Genomic DNA, 13,720 nt, shown 5'->3' with positions numbered 1-13,720 from the left:
CGCATACATTGTACTGCTCGCTGTAGGGATTTTAATCATTGTAACTGTTCCTCGTGCCCACGGCGATTAATATTACCTCAGTGAGGTACATAGCATAGAACATTCCTGATACTGTGTGATATCCTAGGTATCTTTCAGTATCACTATTGTTGATATCTGATGGTAAGGTATTGTATTATTTTAAAATATGCTTCATCGTGGTCGACATCATTATTGCAACGTCAGCTTCACTGAAGTTGCTCGAGAACGGCACTCACAACGCCCTCAGTGTCCGCATCGCCTCCAAGGTCAGGCGTGCGTGGTCCTGAATTAAGCACTGATTCAACAGCCGTCTGCACATTTGTAGCTGCATCCGTTTCGCCAAGATGTTCAAGAAGCATTCCCGCTGAGAGGATCGACGCGGAAGGATTTGCGATACCATCACCAGCAATGTCGGGAGCGGTCCCATGAACGGGCTCAAATAGTGCGTTTGTCTTGCCAATATTCGCTGATGGCAGTAATCCAAGTCCGCCAACTAGTCCAGCAGCAAGGTCAGAGAGTACATCACCGGCAAGATTTGGACACACAATAACGTCAAATTGTGTTGGATTAAGACAAATTCGTGTTGCGAATGCATCCATAAGCACCTCCGTCGTCTCAACGTTACTGCTTGTAGCCACGCGGGAGACAGCATCACGAAATCGACCATCTGTCTCTTGCATTACATTTGCTTTATGAACAATATGGAACTCATCGATACTGCGTTCAGTGACATACGAGCAAGCGTATTCCGCGAGTCGCTCTGAGGCTGATGTCGTAATAACTCGTGTCAATGTTGAGAGATCCTCAGAAAGCCGGGTTTCATGTCCTGAATAAACACCCTCTGTGTTTTCCCGAAGGAACACCAGATCTGTCTGTGGATGTAATGCATCGACACCAGGGTATGCCCGCACTGGTCGAATATTTACGAATGAGCCAACTGCTTCACGAAGTGGCAGAATAACGTCAGCCGCTGTCTCTCCAGCAGCCCCAAATAGCGTTGCATCTGCATCAGCGGCGGCCTCATATGTTGTTTCCGGTAGGGCAACTCCCGTGTCATCTCGAGTGGCATCACCAGCTTGTTTCTTGCTAAAAGAAAGGCTGACATCATCAATGGCTTGTAGTATCGTCACTGCTGCGGGAATAACCTCCTGACCAATCCCATCGCCCTCAATCACAACAATCTCGTGTTCACCACCGCGACTCATCGCTTATCGATCCTCAACGTACGGTAACTCATTTACTGCATCACGAACGCGATCCATATTTGAATGCATCACTGCGGTCGTATCCCAGATTCCATCAATAAGTGCTTCTTGCATCGCACTGTCAATCTCAACAGCAACTTCCTTTCCATCATAGATGACAGTACTATCCTTGACATCCATCTCGAGTCCAGCTCCAGGATCACTCTCAACAAATGACTGAAGATGATTAATCGTCTCCTGGTCGGTTGTCATCGCTGGGATCCCGAGTGATTTACAATTATCTGCAAATATCTCTGCGAAGGATTCACCAATAACTCCGCGGATTCCCCATCGCATCAATCCCTGTGGTGCGTGCTCACGCGAGGACCCACATCCGAAGTTTTTGTTCACAATCAGAATACTAGCACCTTTGTACTCATTGAGTGGGTGATCATTCAAATCCCCACTGTCATCTCGGCGTGCATCATAGAAGACGTACTCACCCATGTTATCGAAGGTGACCTCTTTCATGAATCGCGCCGGCATGATTTGATCAGTGTCAACATCATTTCCGCGGACAGGCACACCGGTACCTGCAACCCGCCGAATCTCCATTGTGTCGTGAACCGACATCAGTAATCACCTTTAATAACCGCGGTTGGATTTCTCTCAGCGTCAATATCTGTGAGATTACGCTTACGAACATCAACAATCTCACCCTCGATAGCTGCTGCAGCAACCATTGCGGGCGACATCAACACCGTTCGACCCTCTTTATCACCTTGTCGACCGATGAAGTTCCGATTCGATGATGATGCACATACCTCACCAGCTTCAAGACTATCATTATTCATCGCCAAACACATTGAACAACCTGCTTGACGCCACTCAAAGCCAGCCTCACGGAAGATTTCATCGAGACCCGCTGCTTCGCACTGCTTTCGGACCGTTTCAGACCCAGGAACCGCAAGCCCATGAACATCTTCGTCAATCTGTCGCCCCTCAATCACGCGTGCAGCTTCTTTGAAATCCGAGAATCGCCCGTTTGTACAGGTGCCCAAGAAGGCAACGTCAACGTCATACCCGACCATCGTCTCACCAGGCTCAACTTCCATATGATCGAATGCTTTTCGTGCGGCTTTCTTGGCTGTCTCATCAGCCATTGAGTCAAGATGTGGAATTTCCTCATCAACGTTAACGACCTGACCAGGATTAATCCCCCATGTGACCATTGGAGCGAGATTATCGGCGTTGATCTCAACAACATCATCATATTCGGCATCATCACCTGATCGAAGCGTATTCCAGTACTCAACGTGCTCATCCCATTCATCTGCATCAGGTGCATACTCACGATCTTTCAGATACTCATATGTCGTCTGATCAGGATTAATGTAGCCAGCGCGTGCACCACCCTCGATTGACATATTACAGACTGCAAGTCGACCCTCCATGTCGAGATTCTCGATTGCTTCCCCACCATATTCATACACATGCCCGACACCGCCGCCGACACCGAGGTCCCGGATAATCTTCAGAATAATATCTTTTGCGTACACCTCGTCATCGAGTGTTCCGGTCACATTGATTCGGCGAACTTGCTGTTTTTCAGCAGCGATACATCCGGTCGCCAACACATCACGAATTTGTGAGGTTCCGATTCCAATTCCAATCGAGCCGAATGCACCATGTGTGCTCGTATGCGAATCACCGCAAGCAACGGTCATTCCTGGTTGACTCAATCCTAATTCCGGTGCAACGACATGGGTAATACCCTGCTTTTCACCATTTAATCCAAAAAATGTAATTCCATTATCAGACGTGTTCCGCTCAAGTGCCTGCAGCATATTCTCAGCTTGACTATCCTGCAATGGTCGCTCACGACCTCGTGATGTCGTTGGCGCGATATGGTCAGTCGTCGCAAACGTGCGATCAGGAAATGCAACATCAAGATCCCGTTCGCGCAGCATACCAAACGCCTGTGGACTTGTCACCTCATGAACAAGATGTAATCCAATGAATAACTGGTCTTGTCCGTTCGGCAAATCAGCGACCTTGTGCTTCTCCCAGACAGTGTCGTACAGCGTATTTGAACTCATTATAAAGTTAATCGTTAATCGGTTATTCTAATTCTTAATCGTCAGCAGTAGCCTCTGGCTCGGCTACGGTCTCACTTTCGCCATTGCTCTCGTCATCGTCACTCCAGGCAAATAGATCACGTAATGGTTCACCGACCGTCTCAATCTCATGCGCTTCCTCAGCGTTCTTCAACTGTGTATATGACGGGCGGTTTGTCTGATTCTCTGAAATCCACTCACGTGCGAATGAGCCATCTTGGATCCCCTCAAGAATTGACTCCATTTCTTCACGGACAGATTCATCAATCACTTGATTTCCACGCGTAAGTCCACCATACTCAGCAGTATCCGATACGGAATTCCACATCTCACTGAGACCACCCTCATACATCAGATCAACAATCAGTTTGAGTTCATTCAGACACTCAAAGTATGCCATCTCCGGTGAGTACCCAGCATCGACAAGTGTCTCGTATCCTTGCTTTACAAGTGCTGTTGCCCCACCACAAAGCACCGCTTGCTCGCCAAAGAGATCAGTCTCAGTTTCTTCACGGAATGTTGTCTCAATCGTACCGGCACGCGTGCAACCGATTGCATGTGCATATGCTACTGCTTCCTTGCGCGCGTCTCCGGTTTCATTCTGATACACTGCAACGAGACCGGGTGTTCCTTCACCGGCTTCATAATTCCGGCGGACAAGATGACCCGGTGCTTTTGGTGCGACCATCGTCACGTCAACATCTGCAGGCGGCTGAATCTGACTATAATGAATGTTGAATCCGTGAGCGAACTGCACTGTGTCGCCTGCATCTAGACCATCGCGAATCGTCTCGAATACGTCCGGTTGAACTGTATCCGGGACGAGCAGTGAAATGATATCTGCTTCATCAGCAGCTGTTGCTGGTATCTCAACACGAAGTCCATCCGCTATGGCAGCGTCTCGAGAGCTTGAATTCTCGCGTAATCCGACAATTACATCAATACCACTATCGGCGAGATTCTGTGCGTGTGCGTGTCCTTGGCTTCCGTAGCCAAGTACGGCTACCGTCTTGGTATCGATATACTCACGCTCTGCATCATCATCATAATATATTGTTGTATCTAATGCCGTATCCGTACCTTTCTCTGTTTGTGCTTGCGTTTCTGTTTCTGGTTCTGGTTCTGTCATCGTGTATTTATTGGTTTTGTTGGTTCATTTGCTGTTCCTGGCTTTTCGCCGGGAACGGTCGCTGTATCACCACGCGCCAACGCAGTATATCCTGTTCGAGCTATCTCAATGATTCCGAACTGTTCGAATGCGTCGATAGCGCTGTCAATCTTCTGTTCATCACCGGTAAGTTGGATTGTAATCGTCTGTGGGTCAGCATCCATGGTCTTACCCTCATACATCTGTGTTATTGCATTGACCTTATCAGGCTCATTTCCGCGAACTTTCAATAACACAAGCTCAGTCCGAATTGCATCATCAGCGAGTTCCCCAACGGCAATCACAGGTTTGAGTTTATCGAGCTGTCTTTCAATCTGGTCAATATTTGGTTCCGTTTCCTCGACAACCATCGTGATTCGTGAATGCCCATCAATTGTTGTCGGTCCGACTGTTAAGCTTTCAATATTAAACTGTCGTCGTGAAATCAGCCCGGTAACCCGTGACAGAACACCAGGGTCATCCTCAACAAGCGCAGATAACACCGCACGTCGTGGGTCATATTCTGCTGCGGCTTCTGGGTCGACGCGGATCCCCTGCTCATTGCGTCGTCCAGATGGATGCGGTCGATCAGCTGGCTCAGCCCCTTTCATCCCCTGTTCTGGAAGATCACCATCTGTGTCAGGGGTTGGATTTCCTCGTTCGACCATCTCAACTGCCGACGTGTCTGTCGACTCCATTTCGGCGTCTGCGCTGGCGTTGGTATCACTGTCAGTGTCAGTATCGGCATCGGCATTCGATTCAGAACTCATAGTTGATCCTCCGTCAGAGCGAATTTCCCATTCGCACCACCAGAAGGAACCATCGGATAAACATTTGCTCCGGGGTCGATATGACAATCGATCACTGATGGACCATCGTAATCGAGTGCTGCTTCGACGGTCTCTGCAACCTCATCGTACTCATCGATTCGGAATCCGTTTGCTCCAAATGCTTCTGCGAGTGTATCGAACTCTGGACACCAATTATACTCTGATGCCATTCGTCGACCCTCAAAGAAGGCATCCTGCCATTGTCGCACCATCCCGACATATTCGTTATTCAGGACTGCAACTGTAATATCAAGTTCCTCACGCACAGCCACTGAAAGCTCCTGGATCGTCATCAGGAAAGAGCCATCACCATCGATACACACAACATCTTGATCATCATCAGCCGCGATCCGTGCACCGATTGCACTGGGAAGTCCATATCCCATCGTTCCAAGTCCGTGACTCGACACCCATGTTCGTGGCTCAGTGTACGTCCAATACTGTGATGCCCACATTTGGTGTTGTCCAACGCCGCTTGTGACGATTGTATCCGGCGCTGTTGCTTCATCCATCACCTCAACGATGAACTGTGGTTTCAGCGGTTCATCCTCCGGCATCGCATAATCCATCGGGTAGGACTCTTGCCACTCAACACACTGCTCGCACCACTCATCTGTGTTTGGAGCCGTCTCGATGGTCGTATCAAGTTGTTCAAGCACCGTCTCGGCATCACCAATCAATGGATAATCTGCGTAAACGTTCTTTGAAATCTCTGCAGGATCGATGTCGATATGTATGATCTCTGCCTCGGGCGCGAAAGTATCAACGCCACTGGTGAGTCGATCATCGAAACGCGTCCCAACACCAATCAGAAGGTCAGTGTGGGTGATTGCCATGTTTGCATAGCCGGTGCCATGCATTCCTGCCCAGGAAAGACACAGGTCATCGTCCTCAGGGAAGGAACCAATACCAGGCATTGTGGTGACAACAGGAATCTCGTGCTCGCGAGCGAACGCGCGCGCTTCCTCAGTTGCACCGGCCTTGATTACACCGCCACCAAACAATAATAACGGTCGTGATGCCTCCTCAATCGCGGTTGCTGCAGTAAGAACCGAATCCTCATCAGCGCTATATTGTGGTCGTGTTGTTGCTGGCGCTTTGCCGGGAGTAGGCTCACGCTCGGTATCAGCGCTTGTAATATCTTTTGGAAGGTCGACAAGTGTTGGACCTGGTCGCCCCTCATCGGCAAGTGCAAGCGCCTCACCAACTGTACTGCCGATTGTGTCTTCATCATCAGCAAAATAATTATGTTTGGTGAGTGGTGCGGTCATACCAATCGTATCTGTCTCTTGGAATGCATCTGAACCGACCATATCTGATGGAACTTGTCCAGTCAGCGCGAGCATCCCATCAGAATCCATATTTGCGTCAGCGATTCCAGTCACAAGATTTGTTGCACCAGGACCTGAGGTGGCCATACAAACACCTGGCTCATTCTTGACGACACCATAGGCATCAGCAGCATGTGCGGCTCCCTGTTCATGTGCCATTGTTACATGACGAATATCAGAATAGTATAATGCGTCATACACTGGCATGATTGCGCCGCCCTGCACACCAAACGCGGCTTCGATACCCTCATTTTCAAGTGCCCGAATAACTGCATCTGCACCGGTCTCAATCGGCAAGACATCACTCGTCGTCTCCGGTGATGGTTGTTGTGCCTGTGGCTGTGCGTCTGTGTCTGCTTCTGTCTCGATATCTGGGTTTGTTGATGCTTGTTTACTCATTGGCTCATATGATCCTCGTAGTTGTGATTATGATTTGACCGTGATCGCGACTGCTTCTGTAGGTTAGTTGGTTGTCTCAACGTCGTGGTAGTACGCTCGATTGCTTCTGTCCGGGATGTCCTCATAACTTCAGTCGGATGCAAACACATACATTCAGAATCGCTTCCATTACCACCTACAGCGTCATGCGGCAGTGGAAGTCCTGATACCATATTGTATCGCTCATGTTGTGACATCAACGGCGGACAAAGCAAGCAACGAGGTGAAAAATGGGTAAGTGATGGGGCTAAAGAGCCCCTACAATACGAACGTCGACGCCGATACCGCGAGCGCTGTCCAGACGATCTTGAACAGTGTTTATGATAGTTTGAAACACAGTGGGAACTTGAGTCCAAATTCGAGCCTGACCTTGCAAGACTCCCACGGTATTTCGCTGATAATATGCTCGCATTAGTGTTACTACCTGGAAGTTGCTTTCGAGCATAAAGAACGTTGTGCCTCCGATTAGACTGTCTTGATATGCGCTCTTTACTCAATATCCCATCGGTACAGTGTTGGGCTTGTTCCTCGTATCCCTGTGTTATTTCGTAACCGTGAGATGAGTAATTACAACCTGACCACTTGGTACTGCAATCGGTCCGCCGTAAACGCATTAGATACGGACCTCCCCATGGTCGGGGTCGGAATCAGTGGAATTGCTATTGTCGGGTCTAGTGTCATCGTGCCCATCATCGTCATCATCACTCCGAGCGGCTTTTTTTCGGTCGACACCATTTTCACGAGCAAATCGTGTCAACACATCAATAGTAACCCGTTCTTTCTCCGCGCCATAATCTTTGATCTGTCTGGTGACTGTCCGGACTTCTTCATCTGTCGGGGCAAATCCGGATTCCTCCAGTCGTTTTCGCACTGAATGTGTCCCGGTATGTTTTCCAAGAACAAACTCACGTTTTGCACCGACCATCTCTGGAGTCATCACGCCTGGTTCGAACGTATCAGTGTTTTCGATAACACCAGCAGCGTGGATCCCACTTTCATGTGAGAAGGCGTTCTGACCAACGACAGGTTTGTTTCCAGGAACTGGAATATTACTCGCATTCTCGATCAGTCGCGATACCTCGGTGATCCGTGTTGTATCAATACCAGTGTCAACGTCGTATAGCGATTCAGCCGCCATTACAACCTCCTCAAAGGCAGCATTACCGGCTCGTTCACCGATTCCGTTGACAGAAACCTGTGCTTGTGCGGCACCTGCCTCGAATCCAGCCAGTGCATTTGCAGTGGCTAGCCCGAAGTCATCATGTGCGTGAACATCAATTTGAGCGTCCGTATGTGCTCGCACTTTCCGGATTAACCCGGCAAAACGCGTCGGGGTCCCGACCCCACAGGTGTCTGGAATATTTACCCAATCAACGCCTGCATCATCAACTGCTTCGAGGATTTCGCTAAGGAATTCTCCGTCGGTTCGGGTCGCATCCATCGGCGAAAACATTACCTCAACGCCGGCGTCTTTCACACGCTCAACGGCTGAAACAGCACGGTCGACAGCCTCCTCTTGAGAAGCATGCATTGAATCGGCTAACTGAACATCGCTCGTGCTAACGAATACATGAACCAAGCCAACACCAGAATCAAGCGCGGCCTCGACGTCGGTGTCAACTACGCGGGCTAACCCGCAAATTGTGGTCTCCGTTGCAGATGCGATGTCACTAACAGATTCGAACTCAGCATCAGAATTGACCGGGAAACCTGCCTCAATTACGTGTGTTCCCATCTCATCAAGCGTTGCGGCGATGTCACGTTTCTCATCATAGCTGAATGATGTGCGCGGTGACTGTTCGCCATCACGAAGCGTCGTGTCGAAGATTCGGACCGTGTCAATTTCCGAATCAGTAATGTGGGCTAATGTGCCCTGGAAGAACTCGACCAGCCGGGGTGTCCGACTGAACCTCCATATCGTCGTTAGACATTGTACTTGTGACCTGCATGGACATACACATAAACGTTTAGGAATCGATATTGACAATCACTGAGTCTCTACACCTTTTGATAGAGAAAATGGCATAATATATTATATTTTTTATATTCGATCTCACATTCTCATATTATTCAATTAAGGATACTCGTTTAACGATAATAATCCAATAAGATATGTGGAAATTTTCCTTTCGTTGTCAGAATGCTTTTCGCTATCGTCTCTTTCTACCAGCGTATGAGTGATTTCAATCTTAATCTCTCTGGGGCTGAGTCCCATCTTGAGGAAGCAACCGGTGATAGATTCAGCGGAAACGTGATCCTCGGGATACTCGATGGTGACACTGACCCTACTGAATGGCTTGCGGCAATTGAGGCTGGTAATGTACTCATGCTCAATGTTGATGGTGATCTCAATGAATTGGCTGAACCATTCGCCCGACCTGTCGTTGATCTTGGTGGCAACCTCACACACTTTCGTGGCTTCCTTATTGTCACGCCGCCCGATGCCGGGATCGACACCGACCGATTGTAGTGAATGATACTTGCTCCTCGGTTAGCCGAAATGATACAAAGTTGCACTTCTTGACCACGCGAGTTGGTGCCCCGACTCAGTATCATCGCCGTGTGATTGCTATTGATTCGCAGGACGGTATCTGACCAGACTCATCATATCCACGCCCACAAGAGTACAGAATTCAATTCTCTGTAATATATCGAATAGATATTCAGTAAGTTAGCGCCTGGGGGGGAGAGCTTGTCCCGTCATTTCGGGATATGGACTGTAGAATAACTTCTAATAGTTCGTTTCGGTATTATCCTATCTTTGCGTCTATCCCAATTACTGTTATATCCCTACCGCATTGAGCGTAAATATGAGTATGAAAGGTCGTGATGCGAGTACATACCGCGAGGTCAATCGGTGGAGTGAGGGCGTTGGATGGATTGCGCACCCGGACGAGATGATGCAACGCACCAGTCATGCAGTTATTGGTGATGATGGCGATCTCTGGGTGATTGATCCTGTTGATGCACCCGGTGTTGATGAACTATTGGCGACGTTTGGTTCGGACACAACCGAGATTGCTGGTGTTGTTGTAGGGCTCGACCGACACACCCGAGATGCGACAGCACTTGCATCTCGACATGATGTGCCAATCTATATTCCAACATGGATGTCGGGTGTTGTCGATGGGTTCTCCGGCTCAGTTGAGCGATTTCGGAATCAACTCGGAGACTCTGGATATGAAGCCTTTGAAATTGTTAATCGAGGGATTCCACCGTGGCAGGAGGTTGGACTGTTTCATCGAGAAAATGGCACACTCATAATTCCAGAAACAGTTGGAACAGTCCCATACTACTGCGCTCCAGGTGAACGTCTCGGCATTCATCCGATGCTGCGCCCATTCCCGCCGCGTCAGGCTCTTTCGAGATGTGAACCTGAGCGCGTTCTTGTTGGTCACGGTACTGCTATCATGACAAACGCAGCCCGATCACTCGCCGCCGCGGTTGATAACTCTCGTTCAAATCTCCCAAGTGCGTATACTCGTGCATTTAAACAGATGTTCTGATAAAAAGAATGCGCGCACACACAGGATAGCTCAACGACAACGATGTCAACTCAGCGATTTTTGATTCCATATCCGTAATTAGATCCAGAATTATACATCTGATATTAAATTGTTCATGGGCGATGATGTTTTGATTGTGCACATGCCAATTATAATATGATTCATATCACTCGTGGGTTAGTTGATGGACTATTAGCGTTGAGCGCTGACCGTGATCCTGAGTCAGTAAGTGCTGTTCTTGCATCGACACCCGCGGGTGAATTTGCAGACGCAACGAGTGTTGATTCATCCACACCAGTTCTCACACATTTTTATTTTCCTGAGGCAAGCGGGTCTGTGACCGCAGTATTTGGCGTTGACCTGGGGACGCCTGCAGGGAGTGGTCGTGCTCGATTTGTCTCACACCCACAGGGACCACTTGCTGCAACCCGTGAGGATACGTTTGCTGCTGCAGTTATGATTGCGATTCCACCATGGGATATTGACGCGTGTGCGGCCTTCGATCGCGATAATCAGAAACTCTCTGTGAATATTATCGACGCTGACCCCCCAGAAGAAACGCTTGCGGAAGATATTGGGCTTGAGTAAATCTTATTCATCTACTGCATGAGACTGTATTTGAGAGCAGATGAGCACACACTGCTCACGAATTAATCATTCTGTTGTTCTATAATTGAGCGTTGATAGAAGGGTAAATAGTGAGTTTATGAAATGATGACCTAGTAGTATCATCATAGATATCTAACTCTAATGTTTGTGTGATTAAATCATGCAAATATATGAAATAGGGATGCTCTGTCACTCATTTATATTAGCACATTGTTGAGCATGTGGGGTGTTCGTGGCAGTGTTTTACCTCACTGATCGAGATATCCGAGATCAGTGAGTTGTTCAGCAATATCCTCAAATTCTGACTCAGTTAATTGTCCCTCGCGTTGATGCTGAATAACAATACTGCGAAGGAGGAACCGTACAAGATCGCTCGTACTTGAGAAACTTGTGCCCTCGATGGTATCATCGACACGAGCAGCGAGATCCTTCGGGACAGAAACAGTCGTATACTCGGTCATCTCTGCAGACTGATAGCGTGTCGATACTCAAAATATGTCCGGTCTAATCCAGTCTGAATGAGTTTCAGCCTACTCTTTGATACTGTACATGGTGCATCATCAACATACACTTTGATATCACACGAGATCACGACATCTCTCTCAGTCAGTTGAGATTAATTCAACCCAGCTTGACTGTATATACAAGAAGGTATCATCAAATATCTTAGACATGTCCGACTTATCGTATTTCTATATTTACTGTAAAATATCGACTATAGTGTATTTAGCACATATACTGATAGCGCAATTGCTCTAACATAACTATAGAGAAGATAGCCTTTTTGAATGGCACTCCCGTATATCTCTACAATGGCTGTTAGACCACCGCAGCAAGATGATGACGACCCGGACACGCTCACGTTCGGTATTGCCGCCCTTGACGCTCACCTTTCAGAGGCCGACCTCACGTTTCCGGCAACGACACGGGAAGTTGTCCTCGGACTTGGAGATCCCGCCGTCCCATATGATGCATCTGGTAGCACTGTTTCTCTTTCTGAGGCGTTTGATGACGTCGAAAAAGGAGAATTTGATAATAAAACCGAATTACTCAATGCACTACATCCAGTGTTCGAAGAATACCGGGTGACATCTTCAGGTGGCTTCTTGAAACAGCTTCGAGCCATGCTTCCATTCTGAGTTACGAAAATACCAATATAAAGCAGTCAATTACCACTGCATAGACACTACACTTGGTATTTAACACGATCATAGTATGATGCCATTAAGAACCGCTCGTTAATGAGTCTTCAAAGCCGTCCGAGAAACTATATTCGTGTGACGGTATGGCGATCTCGATAAGATATCCCGTATAGAATCATAAAATCGCTACTGAGATTCACGTGTATTATTATTCCCGTCCTCAGGACTCCCGTTCATTCCGTCTGTCATCTCTGGTCCCTCACGCTGTGTACTGTCCAATTCTGCCGGGATTGCTGCTTCTTTATGAGACTTCTCTTCCACGTTACCATCAGATGACGCCGCCGATACTCGTTCATTGTTATCGTCCACGCGGGAGGATTCCGTCCTTGATCCCCGCCTTTGTGAGTCTGTTTGTCTGTCTCTATCGAATCTCGACGGTGAGACACTCCACTCGTCATCTGTCCTGGCTGCTGTATCGCCATCGTTGACTCGATTCGAGACATTGTTTCAGAGTGTAACGAATAGATTAGATCCGCAAGTACTCCAAACATCAATAACTGCACGCCAAAGAGCACTCCAGCCGCGGCAACAACAGCTAATATTTCATGTGGCACACGGACGGTAATCCACTCGACAACGACATACACTGCAACACCGAGCCCTGTAAGTGTTGAAACGGCGCCGACGCTTCCAAAGTAAAATAGTGGATTGTTGGTCTTTGCTTGCCGGAATAACTCAAGAAAAATAATGCCGCCATCACGGACCGGTCGAAGATTTGTCTCAGATCCTGATGGACGTGGATAATAGGTAATAGGGGCGGTAGCCGTTGGGATATCACGCCGTGCACACTCAACTGCCATTTCAGTTTCAATACCGAATCCATCAGCAGTGAGTGTCATTTCATGAAATGATGCACGGGTAAACGCCCGATATCCAGAAAGGATATCCTGAATTTGATCACCATGGACTGCACGAAATCCCCAATTAATGATCGAATTTCCAATCTGGTTGAATTGTGTCATCGCATCTTCACGAAGGTCAGCGAATCGGTTACCAACGACATGTGAAGCATCTCCATCAAAAAGTGGCTCAAGCATTGCTTCCGCATCATCAGCATGGTACGTTGCATCACCATCAAGCATCAAAATATATGTTCGATCAATATGTCGCTCAACAGCCTCACGGACGGCTTGTCCCTTTCCTGTGCCGGATTGTGCGATGACTCGAGCACCATGGTCGGCTGCGACACGCTCAGTCTCGTCCGTGGAGTCTCCATCAATAACAAGGATATCATCGAATCCTACCTCCCGAAAGTCATCGACTACTTGACCGACTGTTTCAGCCTCATTATACGTCGGCACAAGAACGGTGACGTCGTCGAACGATGCCATCGTT

The 13,720-nt window shown here is 48.2% G+C and carries 12 protein-coding genes and 1 pseudogene; 4 read left to right on the top strand and 9 right to left on the bottom strand.

The window, feature by feature from the left end; translation table 11 throughout:
• Positions 1–227 precede the first annotated feature (227 nt).
• From J07HQW2_RS05425 to J07HQW2_RS05390, 7 genes are all read right to left on the bottom strand, one after another.
• On the bottom strand, positions 228–1,226 hold the full coding sequence (locus tag J07HQW2_RS05425) for an isocitrate/isopropylmalate family dehydrogenase (protein ID WP_021054402.1): 999 nt from the start codon (positions 1,224–1,226) through the stop codon (positions 228–230).
• Between the two features lie 3 nt (positions 1,227–1,229).
• Positions 1,230–1,838 carry a 3-isopropylmalate dehydratase small subunit gene (gene leuD / locus J07HQW2_RS05420; protein WP_021054401.1) on the bottom strand — a complete coding sequence of 203 codons (609 nt, stop codon included), beginning with the start codon at positions 1,836–1,838 and terminating at the stop codon, positions 1,230–1,232.
• Positions 1,838–3,304 carry a 3-isopropylmalate dehydratase large subunit gene (gene leuC, locus J07HQW2_RS05415; protein ID WP_021054400.1) on the bottom strand — a complete coding sequence of 489 codons (1,467 nt, stop codon included), beginning with the start codon at positions 3,302–3,304 and terminating at the stop codon, positions 1,838–1,840. Before leuC ends, leuD begins: the two co-directional genes overlap by 1 nt.
• A gap of 34 nt (positions 3,305–3,338) precedes the next feature.
• On the bottom strand, positions 3,339–4,451 hold the full coding sequence (ilvC, locus tag J07HQW2_RS05410) for a ketol-acid reductoisomerase (RefSeq protein ID WP_021054399.1): 1,113 nt from the start codon (positions 4,449–4,451) through the stop codon (positions 3,339–3,341).
• Entirely contained in the window at positions 4,448–5,080 is a 633-nt protein-coding gene (gene ilvN / locus J07HQW2_RS05405; RefSeq protein WP_303704310.1) for an acetolactate synthase small subunit, read from the bottom strand. The genes ilvC and ilvN overlap by 4 nt, the downstream gene beginning before the upstream one ends.
• Before the next feature lie 155 nt (positions 5,081–5,235).
• The gene (gene ilvB / locus J07HQW2_RS05400) at positions 5,236–7,029 is read right to left on the bottom strand and encodes a biosynthetic-type acetolactate synthase large subunit (RefSeq protein WP_021054397.1); all 1,794 of its coding nucleotides are present in this window, start codon (positions 7,027–7,029) and stop codon (positions 5,236–5,238) included.
• Positions 7,030–7,681: 652 nt separating this feature from the next.
• Positions 7,682–9,055: a LeuA family protein gene (locus J07HQW2_RS05390; RefSeq protein WP_394324607.1), complete on the bottom strand. Its 1,374-nt coding sequence runs from the start codon at positions 9,053–9,055 to the stop codon at positions 7,682–7,684.
• A 186-nt stretch (positions 9,056–9,241) separates the two neighbouring features.
• On the opposite strand from J07HQW2_RS05390, the gene J07HQW2_RS05385 reads away from it, so the two are divergent.
• The 3 genes from J07HQW2_RS05385 to J07HQW2_RS05375 all read left to right on the top strand — a co-directional run bounded on the left by J07HQW2_RS05385 (position 9,242) and on the right by J07HQW2_RS05375 (position 11,162).
• Positions 9,242–9,538 (top strand): DUF5779 family protein, encoded by a 297-nt coding sequence (locus J07HQW2_RS05385; RefSeq protein WP_048075498.1) that lies wholly within the window; start codon positions 9,242–9,244, stop codon positions 9,536–9,538.
• 340 nt (positions 9,539–9,878) lie between these two features.
• Positions 9,879–10,574, top strand: a complete 696-nt coding sequence (locus J07HQW2_RS05380; RefSeq protein ID WP_048075160.1) for a hypothetical protein — start codon at positions 9,879–9,881, stop codon at positions 10,572–10,574.
• A gap of 156 nt (positions 10,575–10,730) precedes the next feature.
• Positions 10,731–11,162, top strand: coding sequence for a JAB/MPN domain protein-containing protein (locus tag J07HQW2_RS05375; RefSeq protein ID WP_021054392.1), 432 nt, complete (start codon positions 10,731–10,733; stop codon positions 11,160–11,162).
• Between the two features lie 269 nt (positions 11,163–11,431).
• Here the strand turns inward: J07HQW2_RS05375 and J07HQW2_RS05370 are convergent, their stop codons facing one another.
• The gene (locus J07HQW2_RS05370; RefSeq protein WP_021054391.1) at positions 11,432–11,644 is read right to left on the bottom strand and encodes a ribbon-helix-helix domain-containing protein; all 213 of its coding nucleotides are present in this window, start codon (positions 11,642–11,644) and stop codon (positions 11,432–11,434) included.
• A 351-nt stretch (positions 11,645–11,995) separates the two neighbouring features.
• Between J07HQW2_RS05370 and J07HQW2_RS05365 the strand changes: the two genes are divergently transcribed.
• Positions 11,996–12,322: a hypothetical protein gene (locus tag J07HQW2_RS05365; RefSeq protein ID WP_048075497.1), complete on the top strand. Its 327-nt coding sequence runs from the start codon at positions 11,996–11,998 to the stop codon at positions 12,320–12,322.
• A 491-nt stretch (positions 12,323–12,813) separates the two neighbouring features.
• Here J07HQW2_RS05365 and aglJ read toward each other — a convergent pair.
• A pseudogene (aglJ, locus tag J07HQW2_RS05360) lies at positions 12,814–13,716 on the bottom strand (S-layer glycoprotein N-glycosyltransferase AglJ); the annotation flags it as partial.
• Between the last annotated feature and the right edge of the window lie 4 nt (positions 13,717–13,720).

This window comes from Haloquadratum walsbyi J07HQW2 (genome assembly GCF_000415985.1).
Taxonomy (GTDB): Archaea; Halobacteriota; Halobacteria; order Halobacteriales; family Haloferacaceae; genus Haloquadratum; species Haloquadratum walsbyi_B.
This window is presented reverse-complemented; position numbering and strand designations above follow the sequence as displayed.